Source organism: Microbulbifer marinus, from assembly GCF_900107725.1.
In the GTDB taxonomy this organism is placed as follows: domain Bacteria; phylum Pseudomonadota; class Gammaproteobacteria; order Pseudomonadales; family Cellvibrionaceae; genus Microbulbifer; species Microbulbifer marinus.
The window spans coordinates 501,491-525,130 of record NZ_FNQO01000002.1; the positions used below are offsets into that span (position 1 = coordinate 501,491).

Genomic DNA, 23,640 nt, shown 5'->3' on the forward strand with positions numbered 1-23,640 from the left:
GGCATACCGGCTGTGCTATGATGCCGGGCCCAAAACTCATAACAGAGATCGCCTGCAGGGGAGCAGCTATGGCCAATAGCCGGGACAAGAATAAAGTGCGCAGTATGACCGCTTTCGGCCGCGCCGAGGCGGCCTATGACACCGGTACTGCCATCTGGGAGCTGCGCTCGGTCAATCACCGCTATCTGGAACCCCATTTCCGCCTGCCGGAGGCCGCGCGATCGCTGGAGACACAACTGCGCGACATCCTGCGCAAGACCCTGTCCCGGGGCAAACTCGAGCTCACCCTGAACCTGAAACCCAACAACGTGGAAGCGTCGGGCCTGGAAATCAACCAACCGCTGGCGCAGGCGCTGGTGCAGGCGGCCAAGCAGGTGGCACCTGGCGCCGACGCCATGTCGCTCAATCCGCTGCAGATACTGCAGTGGCCGGGCGTGATCGCCGAGCCCGAAACCGACGCCGAACAGCAGTCCGCTGCCATCTTGCAGTCGTTTGCCGAGGCGTTGGCCCAGCTCAGCGCCAATCGCGAACGGGAAGGCGCGGAGCTGCGCAAGTTCATCGAGGCCCGCCTGCTGGGTATCGAGGAACAGGTGACCCGCGTGCGCGAGCTGCTGCCGCAGATACTGCAGGCACAGCGGGACAAGTTGCGCACGCGCCTCGAGGAGCTGCTCGGTGAGCTGGACAGGGACCGGCTGGAACAGGAAATCGTGCTACTGGCGCAAAAGGCAGATGTCGACGAAGAACTCGACCGACTCGACGCCCATGTCGCCGAAGCCCGCCGCGTACTCGAGGGCGGTGGCGCCATCGGCCGGCGACTGGACTTCCTGATGCAGGAGTTCAACCGCGAGGCCAACACCCTGTCGTCAAAATCCGTCGTCACCGATACCACCCAGGCGGCGGTGGAACTGAAGGTATTGATCGAGCAGATGCGGGAGCAGGTGCAAAACATTGAATAGCCTCTAAGGGCATTCTGGCCAGTCTATACCGACCTACCTATCTGCCTTACAGATTAAGTACCCATGGGAATTTTCCGTCTAGACAAATCTAGATGGGTCTGGCCATAATCCCCACAAATCTAATGGAAAGCTTGTACCAACTCTTGTACCAGGCTATTCCATAGGTGTAATTGGTACAAAGTGAGAGGTGGTATGGGCTCACTGTCAGATATAGAACTGCGGCGCTGGATCGAGCGTGGCGAATACACCGAAGGAAAGTCCGACCGGCAGAACGGTCTCTATTGGGTGTTTCGCCGAAGCTTCAGGAATCCGAAGTGGCGACTGCGCTACAACTTCCGCGGTACCGCGCGCACCATGTGGCTGGGTGACTACCCGACCATGACGCTGGCGGAGGCCCGGAAGGAGGCGAAACGGCTTCAGGCACGCATCACGCTCGGTCACGATGTCGCGCTGGAGAAGCAGGAGCGCATCCGTGACGCGAAGGCCCGCCATGAGGCCGCTCGCAGCGCCATCACCTTCGCCGACCTAGCCGACGACTGGTATGACCGCAACGTCTGGCAACGCCATCTCCAGGGCAACTTCAAACACCCCCACATCCCCCGGCGGCAGATCGATACGCGTATTCTGCCTTTCATTGGCAAACTGCCGGCGGAAGAGGTCAAGCCGCACCATATCGACACCATTCTGACTGCTGCCGCCAAGGACGCTCCTACGGTTTCAAACCGCCTCGCAGGGATGCTGAAAGCCATCTTCAACCACGGTATTAAGCGCCATCTCATTCAGCACAACCCTGCCACGCCTTTCGGAATTGATGATGCCGGCGGCAAGCGCAAGGCTCGTGCCCGGTGGCTAACCCGCTCCGAACTTACCATCCTGTTCAACGCCATGAAGACCACCAGCACCCTGGGCAGGGAGAATGAGCTGGCATTTAAGCTGTTGATTCTCCTAGGTGGCCGCAAGATGGAGGTAATGACGGCCCGTTGGGAAGAGATCGACCTCAATCAAGGTGTCTGGATGATGGGCGCAGACAACAAGGCCCGCCGCGCCATGGCGGTGCCATTACCGGCGATCGCCGTGGATTGGCTGCGGGAACTCAAGCGCCTGGCTGGCGCAAGCAGCTGGGTGTTCCCCGCCAGGAAGATGCAGTCGAAAGGCACTCCGCACATCTCACCGGATACGCTCAACCGCGCCCTGGACCGGCTCAAGCCGAATCTCGCCGGCATGGAATCCTTCACCATCCACGATCTGCGTCGTACCGCCCGAACCCACTTGGCTGAGCTGGGTGTGAAGCGCGACGTCGCCGAGATGTGCCTTAACCACACCATCAAGGGCGTCGAGGGCGTATACAACCAATACACCTACTTTAACGAGCGCAGGGATGCCTTGAATCAGTGGGCAGATCTGATTGTCGCGCTTGGTGGCGCGAGCGAGCATCAGGCGGACGCAGCCGCTTCAGGTGGTAAACCGATAGAGCAGTGCGGTGCTCCACCGGCCGGCTTTCTCCCTTTCGCACCGGCAGTGTCGAAATGAGCATTCAGGCGATAGAGGAATTCCTGAGGGAAGAGATCGACCCGAACGAGCACTGGCACTTTAGCGCCGAGGTGTTAGAAAGGTACTTTCCCGGTGAGACTAAAGATCAGGGACTTGGTTTTCCCGAATGGGTGCCGGCAGGAGCAAGACTCCTATGCATTGAGACTCAGGAGCTTGCCGATGCCGAAGATCCACCGGAATCCGTTTATCTTCCCGCTTTAATTTTCGGCACCCTATGTAGAGACCTCCGAATGGAGCCCGTCTGGCACTGGCTACACCAGAAACAGAAAAGAGGTGAAGCCCGGTACGGTCCCCGTGGATTTCTTACAGCAACCTACTTCGCTGCTTCCGAGCTCTTCGACTTCAGCCCCTGGGCCAAACTCTCTCCACCCGAACGTCGGGAAATGGCGGAAGAGCTTCACGAAGCGATATCAGTGGTATTCGGAAAGCTCAGATATCTTCAGCTGGCCACGAGTGAGAAGGAGCTCGACGCCATGGCCTGTATCGAAGCCGCCATAGCAGCCAAGCTCCAACATCACAGAAGCGGCGACAGAGACCTCCTGCGGACACGAACTCACGACGACAAGAAAACCAGGTTTATACGTGCTTTGGCCATGTACTTTTACGACGCTTACGGCTCGTACTTCCACGGCACTATCGCGACGACCATCGGCGTAATCCTCGACGAAGAATTGACCAAAGAGTCTGTTCGTAAGGCAGTGAAAGGGATTCCGCCGGGGGTCAAATCCTTAGTAGAAAACCAGGGATATTGGGCACTAGTTAGCGGCGATATAATGTAAACAATAGCTATCAGCCTCAACAAACTTACAGGAGTGCTGATAGATGCATACAGATTCAATCTCTATCCTTTCGGTCGACACGTCTGCCCTATACCGCGCAGAGGACTGTGCGACATTCTTCTCCATCGGCCTATCTACCTGGTGGAGCTGGACTAGAACCGGGAAAGCGAAACCCGGCATCAAACTCGGTGGACGTACCACTGTCTGGGAAGGGTCCTATCTCGCAGCGCTGAAACATCAGCTGTTATCCGAGGCTGCCAATTGCCGCGTCGCCTCGAGCCTGCAGACACCATTCGCTACCCCCATTGCCGGCGAAGTCAGCTCCGCACCCGAATCCGCGGCCCGCATCGATTCTGGGGAGGGCCCGCAGTGAGGTACAAGATAATCGTCGTGCAACCTGTGCTGACTACGGTAATCGTAACCGCTGATAGCGAGAACGAAGCCGTGGACATACTGTTGCGCCGGCCCGACCAGATGACCGAAGAGCTCGGCTGCCAGACCTGGGAGAAGCCCCGCATACGCTCCATTGAGGAGCTGGGAGAGTGATAATTATCGACAGGGGTCCACTAGTTGTGGATCTCCTTGAGCGCGGCTACAAGGTTGCAGTGGTCCGGGGCAGGCTCCTGATTGATCCAGCGCTCCCGATCGACGAGTTCGAAGTGAACTTTGAGTCGATGGCCGCTGAGATAGTGGACAAGTGCGGTATCAATGGCTTCCTCTACCAGGACTACAAAACCGGCCGCTACGGCGAGCACAAGGCCGAAGGCATCACCCTGCAATTCCTCAGCCTCAGGAACGGTGGTTCACCGGCGTATATGATCTTCAATGCAAACCTTAGCCGAGCGCGGACTAGTAAGTATGGCGCCGCCGGCAGTCCGCTGCCCGGTAAGCAGTTCCGGATAACTAGAAATCACCTGTTCTACAGCTTCTGGATAGCGGCTGGACAGCCACTACCTCCGAGGTTGTCGTCATTTCATGACTATATGGGCAACCTGCAAGGCCTGATCTTCACTGGAAAGTATTCAAAGGAGCAGCGGATACAGAAAGACACCCTGCGGCCACTATCGTTAACGCACGACCAGATCCTAGACAGGTTCGGCATACAGAAGACATACGGAGGCCGGACTTTGACCGAACAATCACCGAACAACATCCAAACAGGTGCCATACAGCCTACAGGCAATCCCCATACAGTGGAGACATACAAGGAAAGCGCTCTTGATCAGTATTGGTGGGAGACAGAGGTCGATTCAGCCACGGGCGCCAGGCGCCACGATTATTCCGTACCAAGGAGATACGCCTCTGCGGATATACCGGGTTACGACGATGCGGTGACACGGGAAAATGACGACGACTTCGACGTCCCCTTCTGAGGGTTCCCCCAGTGGCGGGCGGAATCAGATCGCTAGGCCGGCACCGATCCCGTATTGGCGCCAATCACCGAAGCGGTACCGTGCTGATGCCGGCAAGCTCGGAATCCCGTAACTTACGGCAAGGTACGGACTATTCGCCCTGGCGGGGCAAACGCAGCAATGTACGGCACCGGAATGGAGTCCAGCCATGACAAGACCAACAATTTACAACGATGAGCTCGCGGAGCAGATCTGCCGCCGGATCGCTGACGGTGAGTCCCTTCACCGGATCTGCGCAGACAGCGACATGCCCAGTCGCTCCACGGTATTGCTATGGCTACGGAGTGGGGAAAGGCCTGAGTTTCTGAACCAATATCTGGACGCTAAGGATGCGAAAGCCGACTTTCTCGCCGACCAGGTGTTAGAGATCGCCGACGGCTGCGAGGGCGCGGAGCGCAACACTGAAATCCAGGCTGCTAGGCTCCGGATCGAAGCCCGACAGTGGTACTCCAAGGTCACAGCACCGAAGAAATACAGTGACCGGCTTGCCGTAGATCAGAAGACCGAGCACAGAACCAGCGATGAAATGACACCGGAGCAAGCACGGGCCATCTTGCTAGAGCACGGGATTGACCCCGAGCAGCTGTAGCTCGCACCCGTCTTTACTATCGATATCCAGCAGCCGGTCACGGGCTGACATTGGGCATCCTTCCTAACCATCCCCCACTCCAGGGCGCCGCGGAAATTGGCACGCTTCTCCCTTCAGAATACCGCCTCCAAAACCTTAAAAAATTAGGTGACATTTTTTTTCAGGCGACCAACAGTATAAAATTATTTCTTCTAGAGTGGGTAAATTGAAATTTTTCTCGGGAGAATTGCTTCTCCCAGCGATGTCGGGAGCGCCACAATGACTCGTCTCAATATCATTCTCACTGCCATTCTCTCAACCGTCGCGCAAATCGCGAGCGCCGATGTGCCGGTACAAATGGACGTCTCCTACTCTGAGTGCGAGATCATCTCTGGAGGGCTGGATCTGGGGCTGTCCGAGCTACCGCAGAGCATCGATGCCACCTTCACCTTCCTGTCACCCAGTTTCCCGCCACCCGCCGACGTCCTGTTTACACCCACAGTACTTTCAGCATCCCTCACCGTCGGTGATGCCAGCGTAGACGAGAACGATCTGATAGAACCCCTGGCTCTGCAATTCAACGACGATATCGATACCGGCGAGCGCCTGATCAGCAGCATCAGCTACACCTTCGACCGCGAATTCCTGCTGGCCGCCTGTCCCCCCAACGTCAACTGCAGCATCCACCTACCCAATGACGTGGCCGAGCTGCGCGTCATCGGTTACGCCGGCGCCGACGTCGAAACCGGGCAGATCCTGTTCGAGTACTACTGCCCGCGCTCCGACGAGAGCTACCAGGAAGTGGTCTGCAGCGATGCGGACGGCGACGGCTACGGCAGCCCCGGCAATGTCGCCTGCAGCGCCGGACCGGAGACCGACTGCGACGACACGGATGCCGCGATCAATCCCGGCGCCTTCGAGCTGCCCGGCAACACCACCGATGAAAATTGCGATATGGCGTTAACGTGCGATCCGGACGGCGACTGGAAGAACCACGGCCAGTACCAACGCTGTGTAACCGAGGAGGTAGATCTGCTGGTGAATACCGGTGTGTTGACAGTGGAAGAGGGCGATGCGCTGATCAATGATGCGGCCCAGTCCGATACCGGTAAGGACAACTAATCGCTGGCCAGGAAAAGGAATTACCCATGAACAAATTAATGAACTTGCTGGCCGATGCGACACTACTGGTTAGCGTGAACGCAAGCGCGGGCGTCCCTGTGCAGATGGGCGTTACTTACTCCGACTCCGAGATTGTCTCCGGGTGAGGGATGAATTAAAGAACTTGATCGCCCGAAACACGTCGCTCGGGAACGCCCCTTGCCCTTCTGGCAACAACAAAATTCTTTATCATATCGTCCATTGCAGCGTTGGAGCCCCTCAAGGAAAAGCGCACAACACTGAAAGCCCCACCCTCCATCGCCATGACAAGCCCGATTCGGTTGCCTTCGCGGATTATCCGATCTATGTCGTCAAACGGAGTAAGACCGTACACACCTCCGTCATCATTAGACTTCAGGCATGTCATATTCATCGTGAAGGCGGCACCGTCCGTGCTTACCAATATTGGGTAGCTTCCACCGTATTCGCAGGTAACCGGGAACATGACCTTGTAAATACACATCCCATCACCAAAGTCGCAAAACTGTCCGAGCCCCTTACCAGTGTCACTCGCTGTGAGAGCAAGGGCCCCGCCATCGATATAGTCCCAAGACCAATCCCCAAAGTACCGATCTTCGGCAACGCCATCGGCAGATATAGCGAGTAGAGCTACGTACAATGGCAAGATGAAGATTTTTTTCATTTCTGGGCCTCTCGCGTTGTTTATTCATGAGCCTGCCGCCATGAACCTCGAGCGCCTGTTCGGCTTCCGTTACCCAGTTAACAAAATCGCGGCTATACGGTCAAGAAGAGACCACCGCAAGGCACATTTATCGTCGCCGGCATCAGTCGTGTCGTTTCGCTAGCCACTCATGGTTCGTTGCAACTCCCCGCAACTGCATGAGACGCAGGTTAAGATCGCGGTGCTAACCTGGCGTAACTGCGATGAAAAATCGCCGCGGCCGAGCAATTCTGTTGGAACACGGGATTGACCCAGACAAGCTGTAATATCTTTGGTGTTGATGTCAGAAGTTTCGACCGAACTTACGCCGCCCAGCCCTCAGGCTGCAGGCCTTATGCGATCTTCTCAGTCTAATTAGCGGTAAAGTCTACTAAATCGAACTAAACAAGACCTCGCGCAGTGTCACCGAATTCTCCGATATCGGCACTCTACCCGGGGCACCAAGTAAGACAACCCGCCAAACTTGTCGCCCCCTTCTGACGACAACTGCGTCAAGTTTTTGCGACTCTTCAGATACAAGATGGCCGGTAATACGGCGAGCGGAATAACCCTGCATCTCCAATGAAGTTCCGGGTACGTCCAACTTCATACTTCCCGCTGTTGCATTTGCCCACATCGTTGCGTAATCAACAAGCGAAAAGCCCGGCGCCAATTCTTCAACTGCAAAAATTACGAAAACACCTGTCTCAGTATTTGAGAAAATGTCTATTGGCTGATCATCACCATTCGTTTGGCTATCGTGAATCCATCCACTCGGTATAGATACCGTCTTACCGGTAACTTCATTCGTCCAAGTGAAACCCGATTGGGCCGCGCGCTTGTCTTGTTCACTCGAAACGTTCAGCATGACAATAACCGAAAACAAGCCGGCCATTACCAGGAAAGTAATGGGAACTCTGAAAAATCCTAGCTTTGAGGCCTTAACGTTAAATTCACCCTCATCGTAACTGGCACTCCTCCCACGACTTAAACGGCCGTTCTGGTGCGCCATTGTAAAAAGGTTTACTAGTGGAAACCCGGTACCAATGCCGGACCAATAAACACCAATAAGGCGCCTTGCATATTGGCTAGGAGATGCCTTATAGCCAGCTACTGATATCACCTTGACGCCGAGCAATGATTTCCCGAGGGTGGTTCCGAAAATTGCGTAGACAAGTGCCTCAGTCAATAAGATTAGAGGAACGATCAACCAGCCAAACAGATAATCTGATCCCGGCTGCATAATCCAAAGTGCAAATTCGGCTGATATATAACTACCAGCTACACCCACAATATAAGCCGTCACTAAACCGAGCGCCCAGAAATCAATTAGGCGGGCGAAAAACCTCCGCCAAGGTCCAGCCATAGGCAATTCAATGTTAGCTTCGCGCGGTGTATCAATCGGCAGGGCCGGAGGTACTGTATCAATAGCATCAGAGAGTTCGCTCACCTGGGTAATTGATAACCAGCCATCAAAACCTTTCTTCCATACGAGACTGCGGGAGGTTAGGGTGCCGTCCTCTATCAGACCCCGCAACTCCTCAGACGAAAAGGGACCTTTGCGTTCTCTTCCAACGGCGTACCACCACTTTTCATTCATTCTGTATTCCTTATTCTTTTGATGGTCGCAAACTACTGACTTTAAGGTCTTCCTAACAGGAAGCTAACTCCCTCTATAATCGCTATCTGTGCTGGTTATCGACCGTAGTGTCCACCGGTATCAACAGCATAACGGCAACCAGTTCCACGAGAATTTCCTGCGTCGGCAGTCGCCATTTTGTTCTGGTGCTCAGGCTGCAGCGGAAATTATTCAAATGTGCACGCTTCGAATGGATTGAAAATCAAAGAATTTGATCGCCGGTAACTCTACGCTCTCTAACGTTTCTCGCCTTCCTCGCGACTAGGAAGTTCTCCAGCATATTATCCATCGCTGCATTTGAACCGCGCAGGGAGAACCTAACAACACTGAATGACCCGCGCTCCATTGCCATAACGAATCCAATTCTGTTGCCCTCTCGGATAACCTGATCAATATCATCGAATGGCGTGATACCGTAGATACCGCCATCCTCATCTGAGGTGAGGCATTTCATATTCATCGTATATGCGGCATTGTCAGTACTGACCAGTATCGGGTACGTTCCACCGTACTCACAGCTGACCGGGAACATCACCTTATACAGACAGTTCCCGTCGCTGAAACGGCAGTATTGGCCCAGTCCCTTACCGGTGTCGCTCACTGTAATGGCTATGGCTCCGTCATCGGTATAATCCCATGACCAGTCACCGAAATACCGTTCTTCCGCTGACCCTGCTGACGCCAGAGCGAGGAGAGCGGCTCCCACAAGAAGCTTTGTCATTTCTCCGGCCCCCTGTTTTCTTCTTTTCTTGATCCGCAGACAGCTCTGACCCCTATTATCAGCGCCCGCGCCACGCACTATGAACCAGTTAACAAAACCATGACGACCTGGTCAAGTTAACCTGGCACCGTATCACTCACTAGCAATCACTCAAAGCCCTTACAGCCTTTCGCCCCTGCGCGGTGACCCGATCTACCAGCGCGATTACCACCGATAACTTTTGCCTTGACCGTGGTGCGCAGAGGCCAAGTACTATCAAGGGTTCAGGGTAGGTGTGCGTGTTAAACTGGGAGTAACACGCCTGATATGCCGCCAAGCGAATCCCAGCCTAGATAATGTTGTACCAAGCCTTGTACCAACTAGTAATGGCGAAAATAGCCAGCCCCCGTCAAACCGTACTCCGAACGCCGATATGCGTGTTTAGGTGCAGAATATCGAGTAATCTGCAGACGTACCGCTCCGCATTAATTAGCAATTCTTCGCGCTTTATGGTCCCCAGATGTATCCCGGCAATGCCCCTTTTGCCTCCGCAAGCCGCAACACCAAGCCTCGCGGCCAGGCCATGAGCGCGCCCGCCAAACGCGCGCTGCTAATCGCCAAGCATTGGCCGGAGCCCGCCTCTACCGCCGCTGGTCGACGCACACTGGATATTCTCGATCTGCTCGCCGACGCGGGCTATCGTGTGGAGATTGCGAGTCCCGCCCAACCCACACCCTTTCAGGCCAAGACCGGTTACGGCGAGCACCCCATCGAAGTCAATGAATCCAGCTTTGATCGCTGGGTGCGCGCGTTGAACCCCGCTCTGGTGATCTACGACCGCTTCATGATGGAGGAACAATTTGGCTGGCGGGTGCGCGAGCAGTGCCCAGACGCGCTGACGCTGCTCGACACCAGCGATTTCCACAGCCTGCGCGAGGCACGCCACCAGGCGCTCAAAAGCGGCCAGCCGCTAAACCTGTTCCACCCCATCGCTGAGCGCGAAGTCGCGGCCATGGCGCGCTGCGATCTCACGGTGATGATTTCCAAGGTCGAGGTGGAACTGCTGAAGCAGCACTTTTGCCTGCCCGACTGGCAGCTGCACTACCTTCCATTTATGGTGCGGGAATTGCCCGACCTAAATACACTGCCAGACTTCGACGAGCGCCAACACCTGGTAATGATCGGCGGGTTCAAACACGCACCCAACCGCGATGCCACCACCTGGTTTGCGCAGGAAGTCTGGCCGCAGCTGCGTTCACTACTGCCCGGGGTGGAGTGCCATGTGTACGGCGCATACTCTGATCACGCGATGCATCGCCTCAGTGATCCGGCGACGGGACTTCGAGTGTATGGGCGCACCGAGGATGCGCTGGCAACGCTGGCGCGCTACCGGCTGAACCTGGCACCGCTGCGCTTCGGCGCCGGGCAAAAAGGCAAGATATTGGACGGCTGGCTCAGTGGCACGCCCACGGTCACCACACCCATCGGCGCCGAATCCATGGCACCTGAGGATGCCTGGGGTTACCCGCTGAGCGATGCCCCCGAGCAGTTTGCCGCAACCACTGCGCATCTCTATCGAGATCAAACGGCCTGGCGCAGCGCCCGCGACGCTGGCACCCACGCACTGGAAACCGAATTTTCCTACGCGCCCCACGCCGCGGCATTCATCGAGCGGCTGGAGACCATCGCCGCGGACCTGGATGCACATCGCAATCGCCAGATCTGGGGGCGCATCCTCAGGCGCACCGAGCACCGGGCCGAGGAATTCATGAGCCGCTGGATTGAAACCAAAAACAAAATGACAGACACCTAGACTGTGATGTGGATGTTATCCACCAGCAGATTGAAGGCGCGATTATCTAGCGGAGCGGTGGTGGCGCCGGCGAAATGCAGGCGGCCGCGGGCCTGAGGATGGCGAGGTAGGTGTTCCAGCCAAGCTTCACCCTGTACCACCTGATGAACCAAACAGATAGCAATCACGCAAAAATACACCGCCCACTAAATACGCCGCCCACTACGGCTTTAACCCAGCTAGCTCTTGTTTAGATGAAGATGTTTAGGTGCAGAACATCGAGCGGTAATCGAATCGATTTGATCAAGACGCAGCCCCTGACCCCACCCCCTGCGCCAGTGCGGCGGTGAAAAACAGCTCCTTCGCGAACTGTTTTCATTCTCCACCCTTCCGCAACCTATCCGCACCGCAAAGGTGCACTGCACCCGGGCTTCGCATATCCGCCGCGACCCACTTCTCACTTATTTTCTGACCGGTACGGACGCACCGCAAAAAGTTATCATTTGGCGCCTTATTCCAAATATTGTCCTGAAAAACGTCTGAGGTTTAGTAAGACATCTCCGTTAAAAGCAGGCATTAGGATATTTATCCTTTTGCGCACAAAGGTATTTGCGCCTTTGCCGCGCTTCCTCGACGGCAAATCAGTGCCGTGAGTCTTGCGACAGGTCGGCGCAACACCGGCCTCTCTAGTGGAAAGCATTTTTCTAGCAGTCAGGGAGGAAATCAGCGTTAGCGAATTATCACAGCTAACCAGGCGCGCCTATGCAGCACCCGGGCGCGCCCGATAAAAATAATTATGGAGATCCTAGCAACAATGAAACCAACGCTAAAAAACCTGCTGCAAAAATCAGCCCTGCTGACCGCAGCCTCGCTCGTGTGTGCGCTACCACTCGCGACGCACGCGGTCGAAACCCGCTCGCCGGCAGCCGCACCCATCAGCGCGCAGCCGATGACCGACCGCATCATCGTCAAATACAAAAACTCCACCCAAATGGGCGTGGCCTCCAGCATGTCCCAGACGGCGCTGGAGCACGCCTCGCGTCTGGCCGGTACCGAGCTGCGCCATATGCGTCGTCTGGCCACCGGTGCCCAACTGATGCGGCTGAATGGCCGCAAGGGCGATGCCGAAATGGCGGAAATCATCAGCCGCCTGCAGCAGGATCCGAACGTCGAATACGCGGAGCCCGACCTGCTGATGCAGCCGATGGCCACCCCCACCGACCCCAGTTACAACCAGCAGTGGCACTACTTTGAAGCCACCGGCGGCCTGAACCTGCCGACTGCCTGGGACACCACCCAGGGCGAGGGCGTCGTGGTGGCGGTGATCGATACCGGCTACCGCCCCCACGCGGATCTGGTCGACAACCTGCTGCCGGGTTACGACATGATTTCCGATGCCACCGTGGCGCAGGACGGCGACGGCCGCGACAGCGACGCCAGCGACGAAGGCGACTGGGCCCCAGCCGGCGCCTGTTACTCCGGCTCGCCGGCCAGCAACAGCAGCTGGCATGGTACTCACGTGGCCGGTACCGTGGCGGCGGCGACTAACAATGGTATCGGCGTCGCCGGTGTCGCCTACAAGGCCAAGGTAGTGCCGATTCGCGTACTGGGCCGCTGTGGCGGCTACACCTCGGATATTGCCGATGCCATTATCTGGGGCGCCGGCGGCTCCGTCAGCGGAGTGCCCGCCAACGCCAACCCGGCCCAGGTACTGAACCTCAGTCTCGGCGGCGGCGGCAGCTGCGGCAGCACCACGCAGAATGCGATCAACACCGCGCGCAGCCTCGGCACCACCGTGGTAGTGGCCGCGGGCAATGAAAACACGAACGCCAGCAACTCGACCCCGGCCAACTGCTCCGGCGTCGTAACCGTCGCCTCGGTAGACAGGTCCGGCGGCCGCGCCTGGTACTCCAACTACGGCAGCGTGGTCGATGTGGCGGCACCCGGCGGTGACACATCGGTATCCAGCAACGGCATTCTCTCTACGCTGAACAGCGGCACCCAGGGTCCCGGCAGTGACAACTACGCCTTCTACCAGGGCACCAGCATGGCCACCCCGCACGTAGCCGGCGCCGCCGCACTGCTCTATGCGGTGGATCCGACCCTGACCCCGACCGATGTGGAATCCATCCTGACCAGTACCGCGCGCAGCTTCCCGGCTTCCTGCAGCCAGTGCGGCGCCGGCATCGTTGACGCGACCGCTGCCGTGGCTGCTGCCGCCGGCGGTGGCGATCCCGGTCCGGGCGATGGCGTACTGCAAAACGGCGTGGCCGAAGCCAACCTGTCCGCCAGCAGCGGCCAGGAACTGCACTTCACCCTGGAAGTGCCGGCCGGCGCCTCCAACCTGCAGTTCCAGATTTCCGGCGGCAGCGGCGATGCCGATCTGTACGTGAAATTCGGCTCGGCGCCGACCACCAGCAGCTACGACTGCCGTCCGTATCTGAACGGCAACAACGAGACTTGCAGCATCTCCAATGTGCAGACTGGCACCTATCACGTGATGGTGCGCGCCTACAGCAGCTTCTCCGGTGTCAGCCTGGTGGGCAGTTTCGATGAAGGCGGCAGCGGCGGTGGTGCCAGCGGCTGGACCGAAACCAATCTGTCCGGCAGCCAGAATGCCTGGCAGCACTTCACGCTGAACGTCAATTCCGGCATGGCGACGCTGAATGTGCAGATGTCCGGCGGCAGCGGTGACGGCGACCTCTATGTCCGCTATGGCGCCCAGCCGACCACCAGCAGCTACGACTGCCGTCCCTACAAGTGGGGCAATGACGAGAGCTGCAGCATCAGCAATCCGGCGGCGGGCACCTGGTACATCAGTATCCGCGGCTATTCAGCCTACTCCGGAGTTTCCCTGGACGCGCAAGCTAGTCCGTAACAACCGGAAGTATCCGAATAGGGCGGCCGCTGGCCGCCCTATTTATTTCCCGCACGGGCGGCGCCAGCTTCTCTGTGGTCACAAATGAGTTCTGCTCAGGCGCCGGTTCCGCCATCCATGGCGGGGCGTTTGGCCGCGCTTTTTCATTAGCTCCGGAGGGGAGAACCTCCGCTGACTTCCCTGTCGTGACAACAGAGCGCCTGCTCGGGCGCCAGCCCCGCCATCCATGGCGGCGCGTTTGGCCGCGCACGGCGCAGTGCGCCGTACCCGCGCGGCCAAACCCTAACGGATTTCAAAATTACGTCCTCGATCGCCTAGGCGCCGCCGGGACGCTGTGGCAGAGTGATTACTATCCAACCGATATAAGAATTCAAAGAGGTTTTCGTGAGTCTCGTCACCCTGGCCATCCCCTTTTTCCTGATCGCGGTGCTGGTGGAACTGGCACTGGACCGCTGGCGCGGCTGGGGTCTGTATCGCCTCAACGATGCCATCGGCAGCCTGAGTGCCGGTATCCTGAGCCGCATCACCGGCCTGGTGCGCAAGGGCGTGGGACTGCTGATCTACATCCCGCTTTATCAATTGCTGACACCTTACTACGAAGCCGTCGGCTTCAGCTGGTCGGCAGCTAATCTCTGGCACCTGTTGCTGGCAGTGACCGCCTACGACTTCTGCTACTACTGGAAGCACCGCTTCGCCCACGAAATCAATATCTTCTGGGCCGATCACCTGGTGCATCACCAGAGTGAGGACTACAACCTGACCACGGCACTGCGCCAGCCCTGCGGCGGTCTGCCGATCGGCTGGATCTTCTATCTGCCGCTGCTGCTGATCGGCCTGCCGGCGGAGCTGATGATCACCGCCGGCGCCATCGATTTGATCTACCAGTTCTGGGTGCACACACAGAAATTCCCGAAAGTGCGCTGGATGGAGTGGATTTTCGTCACCCCGTCCAATCACCGGGTGCACCACGCGCAGAACAAGGTCTATGTGGACAAGAACTACGGCGGCGTTTTCATTATCTGGGACCGGCTGTTCGGCACTTACCAGGAGGAGCTGGAACAGGAGCCCTGTATCTACGGGGTGCGCAAACCGCTAAACAGTTTCGACCCGCTGGCGGCCAACCTGCAGCACTACAAGCGCATGGCCCTGGATGCCTGGTATACGAAAAGTTGGTGGGACAAGTTCACCCTCTGGTTCCGCCGCACCGGCTACCGACCGGCAGATGCGGAGGCGGCGATGCCGGTGCCGTCCAGCGATCTGGAACACTTCCAGCGCTTCGACCCACAGATCGGCCGCGGCCGCCGCGCCTACGCCCTGCTGCAGCACCTGTTCTATTCCGCTGCGACCCTGGCACTGCTCTGGTATGCGCAACAGCTGGAGTTTTCACAGCAACTGGTGGCGGTAGCACTGCTTGCGCTTGGACTGATCGTCAACGGCCGTATCCTCAACGGCCACCGCTGGGCGAGGACGGCGGAGTTGGTGCGCCTGGCACTGCTTCTTCCCGTGGTGCCGCTGCTGCCGGCGATGCTGTCCATCGCGCTTGTCGGCTATATCGCGATCAGCGCACTCGGCTGGTGGTGGTTGGCTTTTACGGACAAAGAAGATACAGTCGCTCTCGTTAGCGATTAGCAACAGGGAGCAACACTCGGTCGCAGGGGGTAGGTGGCGACTGAACGAGCTTCCGCTGGGCGATCCCGGCCGGGCTCAGGGACACATGCAGTATCGTGTTCCTGAAATTCCCAACACTTCCCCCCCCCCAATCCCGGCCGGGGTTTAGCCTTTTACCCGCATTCCGGCAAACTTCACTCCTGCATCGCCCGCTCGACGCCATCAGTTGCGCTTCCCTCGGGTATAATGACCGGCGCATTTGCCCGGAAACAGGATCAGTTGTGCATACAGGAACTCTCTATACCGTGTCCGCGCCCTCCGGTGCGGGAAAAACCAGCCTGGTAAAAGCACTGGTGGACACTGACAGTCAGGTAACGGTGTCGGTGTCCCACACCACCAGACCCATGCGTCCGGGCGAGCAGCACGGTATCAATTATCATTTTGTCGAGCGCGACGAGTTCCTGGCAATGCTCGATCGGGACGCCTTTCTCGAGCACGCGCAGGTATTCGACAACTTTTACGGCACCTCCAAACACTGGGTGCAGGAGACCCTGGCCAGCGGCCGCGATGTCATTCTGGAGATCGACTGGCAGGGCGCCGCGCAGGTCCGCCGGCTGCTGCCGGACACCGTCGGCATCTTCATACTGCCGCCGTCCCAGCAGGCACTGCGCGAGCGCCTGACCGGCCGCGGCCAGGATGAGCAGAGCGTGATCGAGCGCCGCATGAACCAGGCGATCGACGAGATGACCCACTACGTGGAGGCCGACTACCTGGTGATCAACGATAATTTCGACGAGGCGCTGCACGAACTGCGCGCGATCGTCACCGCCCAGCGCCAGCGGCTGGAACGGCAACAGCAGCGCCACGGCGAGCTGCTACAGGCACTGTTGCGCCATTGAGCCGATTGATCGAATTGCGTACACTCCGCGGTCCGGTAAAATAGCCGGTTCCCCGTACCGAATTCGCCCCCCCGGGCACCCACAGCGCCGCGTGCGGCGCGTCAAATTAGATGGAATCGAAAGTTTATGGCACGTATTACCGTTGAAGATTGCCTGGATCATGTCGACAACCGCTTCGAACTCGTTATCGTGGGCAGCAAGCGCGCCCGCCAGATCGCCACTGGCGGCAAGGACCCCAAGGTTCCGGAAGAGAACGACAAGCCGACGGTAATCGCCCTACGCGAGATCGAGGAAGGCCTGGTGGACGCCAGCATCCTCGACGAGCCGGAAGAGGAAGAGACGCCGGCGCCGTCCATGGCCGCCCCGGCCTACCTGTCCGATCAGGAAATCTGATCCATCCCTGACTGGAATCCATTGAGAGGCGCGCGCGGCTTTGCACACCATCGATAGTCTGGCCCACCGCCTCTCGTCGTACCTGCCCCCCGACCAGATTCAGATAGTCCGTCGCGCCTATTTCTACGCGGAGCAGGCCCACGATGGCCAGCAGCGCCGCTCCGGCGAACCTTACGTCACCCATCCGCTCGCCGTCGCCACGATACTGGCCGGCATGCATATGGATCACCAGAGCCTGGCCGCGGCCATGCTCCACGACGTGATCGAGGACACCGGCATCCCCAGGGCCGCCCTGGCCGAACAGTTTGGCGACGAGGTGGCGGACCTGGTGGACGGCGTCTCCAAGCTGACCCAGTTCGAGACCGACAGCCCCGCGGAGAAGCAGGCGGAAAACTTCCAGAAGATGGCCCTGGCCATGGCGCGGGATATCCGCGTGATACTGGTCAAGCTCGCCGACCGCCTGCACAACATGCGCACCCTGGGCGCGCTGAAACCGCAGAAGCGCGCGCGCATCGCCCGCGAGACGCTGGAGATCTACGCCCCCATCGCCCACCGCCTGGGCATGAACGACGTGCGTATCGAGTTCGAGGACCGCGCCTTCTTCGCCATCTACCCGCTGCGCGCGAGCCGCTTGCGTGCGGCACTGGTGGCGGCGCGGGGCAACCGCAAGGAGCTGCTGGAAAAGATTCAGAATGCCATCGAGGTGCGGCTGCAGCGCGAAAGTATCGACGCGCTGGTGATCGGCCGCGAGAAGCACCTGTACAGCATCTACCAGAAGATGCGCGCGAAGAAGAAGTCGTTCAAGGAAATCATGGACGTCTACGCCTTCCGCATCATCGTCGACAGCGTGGACGCCTGCTACCGGGTGCTGGGCGTGATGCATAACCTGTACAAGCCGGTGATTTCCGAGTTCAAGGACTATATCGCGATCCCCAAGTCCAACGGCTACCAGTCACTGCACACGGTACTGCTGGGCATGCACGGGGTGCCGATCGAGGTGCAGGTGCGCACCAAGGAAATGGATGAGATGGCCAACAGCGGCATCGCCGCCCACTGGCTATATAAGGCGTCCGGCGATGAGGTGATCAACACCGGCGGCACCAGCCAGGTGCGCGCGCGGCGCTGGGTGCAGGGGCTGCTGGAGATGCAGCAGCGCGCCGGCGACTCGCTGGAATTTATCGAAAACGTAAAAATCGATCTGTTCCCGGACGAGGTCTACGTGTTCACGCCGAAAGGCGAGATCGTCGATCTGCCGGCCGGCGCCACCGCGGTGGATTTCGCCTACTCGGTGCACACCGATATCGGCAACTCCTGTGTTGCCGTGCGTATCAACCAGCGCCTCGCGCCGCTGTCGCAGCCGCTGGAGAGCGGGCAAAAAGTGGAAATTCTCACGCGGCGGAACGCACAGCCGAATCCGACCTGGCTCAATTTCGTCGTCACTGCCAAGGCCCGCAGTGCGATTCGCCATTTCCTCAAGCACCAGCGCCATCACGACTCCGTCGCCCTCGGTCGGCGCCTGCTGGAAAAGGCCCTGGGCAAGTTCAATACAAGCCTCGAAGAGCTGGGCGAGGAACAGCTGCAGAAGGGCCTGCGCGAAGCCAAGTGCGCAACCCTGGAGAAACTGCTGGAAGAGATCGGCCTCGGCAACAAGGTGGCCTTCTCCGCGGCCAAACTGCTGGCGCCGGCGGGCAGCGAGGAGGCCGAGGCCAGTAATATCTCCTCGCCACTGACCATCGACGCCCAGGAGGGCATGATGATCAGCTTCGCGCGCTGCTGCCGTCCGATTCCCGGCGATACGATTATCGGCCATATCAGTTCCGGTAAGGGCGTGGTGGTGCACCGGGATACCTGCCGCAATACCAACGAGTTCCGCGAGCACCCGGAAAATATCATGCTGGTGAACTGGTCGCCGGACGTGAAAGGGGAGTTTCTCGGCGATGTGCGGGTGGAAGTGGAGTCCGAGCGCGGCATCATCGCGCGACTGGCGACCCGCATTACCGAAGAGGGCGCCAGCATCGAGCAGATCCACGTGGACGAGAAGGACGCACATAACAGCGTGATCTCGCTGACCCTCGAAGTCAGCAACCGCGTGCACCTGGCGCGGGTCATGAAGCGACTGCGCAACCTGCCGTCGGTCATTCGGATCGCACGCCCTTAACAATTCACACGCTGATTTTCCGCGAACATCCGGCTGCGCCGGAGCAGTAAGAATTCCACAGTCCGGACCGGCGGCATTGCATCGACAAACAACCTGATCGGTAATCGTTTGTCGACGCAATGCCGCCGGTCCTGTGTGCGGGACTCACAACCTCGCACGCTGCACGCGGATGCGATTGCTGTAGCCGGCGTGAGGGTAGAGGGATGATCTCGACAATCGCCCCTAGAGTGGACAGGGTACGCAAATCACACTGCTGTCACGCGCGCTCTCTCCCATTCCCGCGAAAAGCGCGCTATATTCTCCCGCTTTCTTTTTCAGCAAACTCGTTTTCAGAAAGTAACGGAGTACCCCATGCCCAACCGCGCCGTGATCAAGACCGACAAGGCTCCGGCCGCTATCGGCAGCTATTCCCAGGCGGTCAAGGTCGACAACACCGTTTACCTGTCCGGGCAGATTCCGCTGGATCCGCAGACTATGGAAATCGTGTCCGGCGATTTCGCTGCCCAGGCGCGTCAGGTATTTCGCAATCTGAGCGCGGTGTGCGAGGCGGCCAACGGCTCCCTGCAGCATATCGTCAAGCTGAACCTGTACCTGACCGACCTCAGCAATTTCGCTACCGTCAATGAGGTAATGGCGGAGTTCTTTGAGGAGCCCTATCCGGCCCGTGCGGCGGTGGGCGTGAAAGAGCTGCCGAAGGGCTCGCTGTTTGAGGCGGAAGGGGTCATGGTGATCTGACTCGAGTATCGGCAGGGCGGTTATAGCGAGCGCGGAAATCCCGGCACCGCCTAGCGGTGCGCATCCGGCTCCAGCACCACCTTGCCGACCGACCGACCCGAACGCAGCAAATCCAGCGCGGCATGCACGTCGTCGAACGGGAACCGGTGACCCACATGTGGTGGTGGTAACGACACCCGGCCCAGTTCCGCCAGCAATGCCCGCATCTGCGCCTTCTGTTCCCACAGCCAGATCAGATTAAAAGCCAGCACCGAGCGGTTGCTGCTGATCATGTCCATCACGTCATAGCGCGGGCGGCGCAGATAGCGCCAGGCCGCCTTCAGGTAATTCGGCCGCTTTCCCGTCGGCGTAAATTCGGCCGCACCGAACACCACCAGCCGCCCCATCGGTTTTAGCGCTGCAAAACTGGCCTGTTGCACCTTACCACCGATGGCATCGAGCACCAGATCGAAATGCAGGTCCTCGCGCGTTAACTGCCGCGCGAAGTCCCGCTCCCGCACCAGCACCTTGTCGAAACCCTGCTCTCGGAGCCAGGCCGCCTTTTCCACACTGCTCACGGTACCGACCGGAATGCCGCCCAGCGCCCGGGTCAATTTCATCGCCTGCAGCCCCACGCCGCCGGCCGCGCTGTGAATCAGTACCTGCAGACCTTTCTCCAGGGCACCGAGTCGCGTCAGCGCATACCAGGCTGTCAGTGTCTGCGCGGGCCAGGCCGCGCCCTGGGCAAAATCCCAGTCGTCCGGCAGCGGTATCAGGTAATCCGGCTCACTGTCGACAATCGAGGCATAGCCGCCGAAGCGGGTTACCCCCATGACCCGATCACCGGGCGCAAAGCCGCTGGCGTCAGCGCCGACTTCCAGTACCGTGCCGGCAAACTCCAGGCCTGGAATAAAAGCTCCAGCAGGCGTGGCCGAATAGAGTCCGGTCAGGGCGAAAATATCGGCGAAATTGAGGCCCACGGCGCTTACGCCGACGCGAATCTGATCCGGGGGCAGGGGACCGAGTTGTTCTGTTTGTTGGGCCAGCCTGGAGATATTGCCGGCCCTGGGGGTTTGCCAGACAGTGCGGTGGGTTGTTGTCATGAGTTAGTGGCGATCGGCGGGGACTGATACCGGGGGGCGGGAATTGCAGCCGCGCGGGTTGGTTAATCTCAAGCAGCCCTTCATGGAGCTAATTCCGGCCCGGCCAGTCCGGCCGCTTCAGGCATCCGCGGCGCCTGCGGCCCATGGCCGGGCGCTGAATCGCGCTCGCTATGAGCGCGATTCAGCCCTCGCTCTCGAGCAAGGCGCTGTAGCCGGAGCGGTAATCCGGGTACTTCATTTCGTAGCCGCTCGCCAGCATGCGCTTGTTGCTGAGTTTCTTCGAGCGGCGCTCGCTGGTCTGCACGATTTCGCGCAAGTGGGCACTGCTGTAGCCCATCGCCTTGACCAGCCACTGCTGCAGTTCATGCATCGGCACCGGCATACAGTCGGCGCCGATGTACAACTGCTCCGGCGACCAGCCTTGCTTGTGCTTCTCGATCAGGTGAATCAGAAAGCCGATGCAATCGTCTACGTGAATCCGGTTACTGAATTGCGGAGGTTGCGGCGGGGCGCAGCGACCGGCGCGCACCTGGGACAAGAGCCGATCGCGGCCGGGGCCGTAGATGCCGGCAAACCGCACCACACAGGTCGTCGGCACGGCACTGCGCACTATCTCCTCCGCCGCCAGCAGAATATCGCCCTGGAATCCGCTGGGAATAGCCGGGGTCTGCTCGTCGATCAGCTGGTCGCCGCTCTGGCCGTAGACTCGGGTGGACGAAACCCAGATCAGCAGGCGCGGCGGCTTCGGCAGATTATCCAGCGCTTTGGCGAGCGCGGTTGCGGTATCGATATAGGCGCGGTGATAACCGCCTTGCGTGTGTTCGTCGGGAGTAAAGGTGGCAAGTACTACATCGGCGCCATCGGCCAGCAACCGCTCGATATCCTCCTGCTTGGTGGCATCGCCGCGGCGCCACTTGACGACATCCGCGCGGCGCTTGCTCGCCAGGGCCACCAGCGGATTGCGGCGCATGCCGTAGACGTCGTACGCCTGCCGGTCCAGCTGCAGCGCCAGGCGCGCACCCAGGTCACCGCAACCGAGGATCCAAAGTTTTTCTTTTGCCATAAAAGTCCGGACAGGAGGCGAGCCAATGCTGCGCTTCCCCGCCGCAATCCCCTATTTTTTCTGTTAACCCCGCCGGAGAAGCCGCTTTAGCCCGACGGACATCCCCCAACAGGGTCCGCAGGCAACTTACCTCACCGAAAGAAATAATCCCGCTCGATAGGTGCGGGTATTGTCATTATATGGGCGCCGATGCGGAGCGGGCACTCCGCATCGGCCCGAACATCCACTAACTGCTGCGCCGTTTCAGCATACGGAACACAGCGAGGAAGATAATTGCCCCTATAGTAGCGGTAACGATGTCACCGATACCAAAGCCAGTCACCGGCCCACCAATCCCCACCAGGGAACCCAGCCAGCCGCCGATAAAGGCACCGACGATACCGATAACCATCGTGACGATCCAGCCGCCCGGGTCCGGCCCCGGCATGATCCATTTGGCCAGCGCTCCGGCGATCAGTCCGAGAATAATCCAGGAAAAGATACCCATGGCGATGCTCCGCTCAAAGTGTCCCTACACATATAGCAAAATTTTGCGCCGTAATCGCAGAACACTTCCCACAAATAGCAAATTTTTCTAATTCTGCAGTTCGATACGCACAGTCACGCGCACCATTGGCCAGCGGCTATTATTTATGAATAATTGCTATCACCAGCAAGCAGCTAATTGTCTACACCATGACACTGAACGAATTGCGCTACATAGTGACCCTGGCTCAGGAACAGCATTTCGGCCGCGCCGCCGAGCGCTGCTATGTCAGCCAGCCGACGCTGTCCATCGCGGTGAAGAAGCTGGAGAAGGAACTGGGCGTGGCGCTGTTCGAGCGCTCCAAGACACGCGTGCAGGCAACGCCTCTGGGCGAACGCATCGTCGCCCAGGCGCAACTGGTGCTGGAGCAGTCCGCCGCAATCAAGGACATCGCCAGCGCCGGCAAGGACCAGCTGGCCAGCCCGCTGTCGGTGGGCGCCATCTTCACCATCGGACCCTACCTGTTCCCACACTTTATTCCGCAGTTGCAGCGGCTGGCGCCGGATATGCCACTCTATGTGGAGGAAGGCTATACCGCCACGCTGCGCCAGCGTCTGCGCAAGGGTGAGCTGGACGCAATCATCATCGCACTGCCGTTCACCGAGCCGGATGTGGTCACCCAGCCGCTGTACGACGAGCCGTTCGTGGTGCTGATGCCCGCGGGCCATCCGCTGGCGGAGCAGCAGAGCATCTCACCCGAGCAACTGTCCCAGGACAATGTGCTGCTGTTGGGGGAAGGGCACTGTTTCCGCGACCAGGTACTCGAGGCCTGCCCACAGCTGCAGCAGACGATCGAGAAAGAGTCCAGTAACGGCCGCATCCGCACCGCCGCGGATGGCAGCTCGCTGGAAACCCTGCGCCATATGGTAGCCTCCGGCCTCGGTATCACCGTGTTGCCGATGTCCGCCGCGACAGCCTCCCAGTACGCCAGCGGCCTGCTGGAAACCCGGCCGTTTACGCCGCCGAGCCCGCGGCGCACGGTGGCGCTCGCCTGGCGTGCAAGCTTTCCGCGCCACCGCGCCATCGACATACTGCGCGAGGCCATCGGCCAGTGCCACCTGAGCGAGGAATAAAGGGCC

At 59.1% G+C, this 23,640-nt stretch carries 21 protein-coding genes; 15 read left to right on the forward strand and 6 right to left on the reverse strand.

From position 1 onward, the window contains the following. Nucleotides 1-68 precede the first annotated feature (68 nt). From BLW36_RS10125 to BLW36_RS10155, 7 genes are all read left to right on the forward strand, one after another. Nucleotides 69-956 (forward strand): YicC/YloC family endoribonuclease, encoded by an 888-nt coding sequence (locus BLW36_RS10125; protein ID WP_091387869.1) that lies wholly within the window; start codon nt 69-71, stop codon nt 954-956. Nucleotides 957-1,148: 192 nt separating this feature from the next. Beyond that, nucleotides 1,149-2,486 carry a tyrosine-type recombinase/integrase gene (locus BLW36_RS10130; RefSeq protein WP_091387871.1) on the forward strand — a complete coding sequence of 446 codons (1,338 nt, stop codon included), beginning with the start codon at nt 1,149-1,151 and terminating at the stop codon, nt 2,484-2,486. Next, nucleotides 2,483-3,286 (forward strand): hypothetical protein, encoded by an 804-nt coding sequence (locus tag BLW36_RS10135; RefSeq protein WP_091387874.1) that lies wholly within the window; start codon nt 2,483-2,485, stop codon nt 3,284-3,286. Before BLW36_RS10130 ends, BLW36_RS10135 begins: the two co-directional genes overlap by 4 nt. Nucleotides 3,287-3,655: 369 nt before the next feature. Further along, nucleotides 3,656-3,832 (forward strand): hypothetical protein, encoded by a 177-nt coding sequence (locus BLW36_RS17350; protein ID WP_170833183.1) that lies wholly within the window; start codon nt 3,656-3,658, stop codon nt 3,830-3,832. Continuing rightward, nucleotides 3,829-4,659, forward strand: coding sequence for a hypothetical protein (locus BLW36_RS10145; protein ID WP_091387878.1), 831 nt, complete (start codon nt 3,829-3,831; stop codon nt 4,657-4,659). The genes BLW36_RS17350 and BLW36_RS10145 overlap by 4 nt, the downstream gene beginning before the upstream one ends. Before the next feature lie 187 nt (nt 4,660-4,846). Further along, on the forward strand, nt 4,847-5,287 hold the full coding sequence (locus tag BLW36_RS10150) for a terminase small subunit-like protein (protein ID WP_091387880.1): 441 nt from the start codon (nt 4,847-4,849) through the stop codon (nt 5,285-5,287). 258 nt (nt 5,288-5,545) lie between these two features. Continuing rightward, nucleotides 5,546-6,388, forward strand: a complete 843-nt coding sequence (locus tag BLW36_RS10155; protein ID WP_091387882.1) for a putative metal-binding motif-containing protein — start codon at nt 5,546-5,548, stop codon at nt 6,386-6,388. Nucleotides 6,389-6,542: 154 nt separating this feature from the next. Here the strand turns inward: BLW36_RS10155 and BLW36_RS10160 are convergent, their stop codons facing one another. The 3 genes from BLW36_RS10160 to BLW36_RS10170 form a co-directional block, all read right to left on the reverse strand. Beyond that, on the reverse strand, nt 6,543-7,070 hold the full coding sequence (locus BLW36_RS10160; RefSeq protein ID WP_091387884.1) for a hypothetical protein: 528 nt from the start codon (nt 7,068-7,070) through the stop codon (nt 6,543-6,545). Nucleotides 7,071-7,479: 409 nt separating this feature from the next. Continuing rightward, nucleotides 7,480-8,688, reverse strand: coding sequence for an RDD family protein (locus tag BLW36_RS10165; RefSeq protein ID WP_091387886.1), 1,209 nt, complete (start codon nt 8,686-8,688; stop codon nt 7,480-7,482). 241 nt (nt 8,689-8,929) lie between these two features. Next, entirely contained in the window at nt 8,930-9,448 is a 519-nt protein-coding gene (locus tag BLW36_RS10170) for a hypothetical protein (RefSeq protein ID WP_091387888.1), read from the reverse strand. A gap of 562 nt (nt 9,449-10,010) precedes the next feature. Here BLW36_RS10170 and BLW36_RS10175 point away from each other — a divergent pair. From BLW36_RS10175 to BLW36_RS10205, 7 genes are all read left to right on the forward strand, one after another. Continuing rightward, nucleotides 10,011-11,240, forward strand: coding sequence for a glycosyltransferase (locus BLW36_RS10175; protein WP_091388652.1), 1,230 nt, complete (start codon nt 10,011-10,013; stop codon nt 11,238-11,240). 793 nt (nt 11,241-12,033) lie between these two features. Then, nucleotides 12,034-14,097 carry a S8 family peptidase gene (locus BLW36_RS10180; protein WP_091387890.1) on the forward strand — a complete coding sequence of 688 codons (2,064 nt, stop codon included), beginning with the start codon at nt 12,034-12,036 and terminating at the stop codon, nt 14,095-14,097. Nucleotides 14,098-14,481: 384 nt separating this feature from the next. After that, nucleotides 14,482-15,726, forward strand: coding sequence for a sterol desaturase family protein (locus BLW36_RS10185; RefSeq protein WP_091387893.1), 1,245 nt, complete (start codon nt 14,482-14,484; stop codon nt 15,724-15,726). A gap of 260 nt (nt 15,727-15,986) precedes the next feature. Continuing rightward, nucleotides 15,987-16,604, forward strand: coding sequence for a guanylate kinase (gene gmk / locus BLW36_RS10190; RefSeq protein ID WP_091387895.1), 618 nt, complete (start codon nt 15,987-15,989; stop codon nt 16,602-16,604). A 126-nt stretch (nt 16,605-16,730) separates the two neighbouring features. Continuing rightward, nucleotides 16,731-16,997 (forward strand): DNA-directed RNA polymerase subunit omega, encoded by a 267-nt coding sequence (gene rpoZ / locus BLW36_RS10195; RefSeq protein ID WP_091387897.1) that lies wholly within the window; start codon nt 16,731-16,733, stop codon nt 16,995-16,997. A 40-nt stretch (nt 16,998-17,037) separates the two neighbouring features. After that, the gene (gene spoT / locus BLW36_RS10200; protein WP_091387899.1) at nt 17,038-19,155 is read left to right on the forward strand and encodes a bifunctional GTP diphosphokinase/guanosine-3',5'-bis pyrophosphate 3'-pyrophosphohydrolase; all 2,118 of its coding nucleotides are present in this window, start codon (nt 17,038-17,040) and stop codon (nt 19,153-19,155) included. Nucleotides 19,156-19,506: 351 nt separating this feature from the next. Then, nucleotides 19,507-19,890 (forward strand): RidA family protein, encoded by a 384-nt coding sequence (locus BLW36_RS10205; RefSeq protein ID WP_091387901.1) that lies wholly within the window; start codon nt 19,507-19,509, stop codon nt 19,888-19,890. Between the two features lie 50 nt (nt 19,891-19,940). Here the strand turns inward: BLW36_RS10205 and BLW36_RS10210 are convergent, their stop codons facing one another. The 3 genes from BLW36_RS10210 to BLW36_RS10220 all read right to left on the reverse strand — a co-directional run bounded on the left by BLW36_RS10210 (nt 19,941) and on the right by BLW36_RS10220 (nt 22,522). Beyond that, entirely contained in the window at nt 19,941-20,972 is a 1,032-nt protein-coding gene (locus BLW36_RS10210) for a zinc-binding dehydrogenase (RefSeq protein ID WP_091387903.1), read from the reverse strand. A gap of 181 nt (nt 20,973-21,153) precedes the next feature. Beyond that, complete coding sequence (locus BLW36_RS10215) at nt 21,154-22,035, reverse strand: NAD-dependent epimerase/dehydratase family protein (protein WP_091387905.1); 882 nt, start codon at nt 22,033-22,035, stop codon at nt 21,154-21,156. A 226-nt stretch (nt 22,036-22,261) separates the two neighbouring features. Continuing rightward, nucleotides 22,262-22,522 (reverse strand): GlsB/YeaQ/YmgE family stress response membrane protein, encoded by a 261-nt coding sequence (locus tag BLW36_RS10220; protein WP_091387908.1) that lies wholly within the window; start codon nt 22,520-22,522, stop codon nt 22,262-22,264. A 188-nt stretch (nt 22,523-22,710) separates the two neighbouring features. Between BLW36_RS10220 and BLW36_RS10225 the strand changes: the two genes are divergently transcribed. Further along, nucleotides 22,711-23,634 carry a hydrogen peroxide-inducible genes activator gene (locus BLW36_RS10225; RefSeq protein WP_091387910.1) on the forward strand — a complete coding sequence of 308 codons (924 nt, stop codon included), beginning with the start codon at nt 22,711-22,713 and terminating at the stop codon, nt 23,632-23,634. Nucleotides 23,635-23,640: the final 6 nt, after the last annotated feature.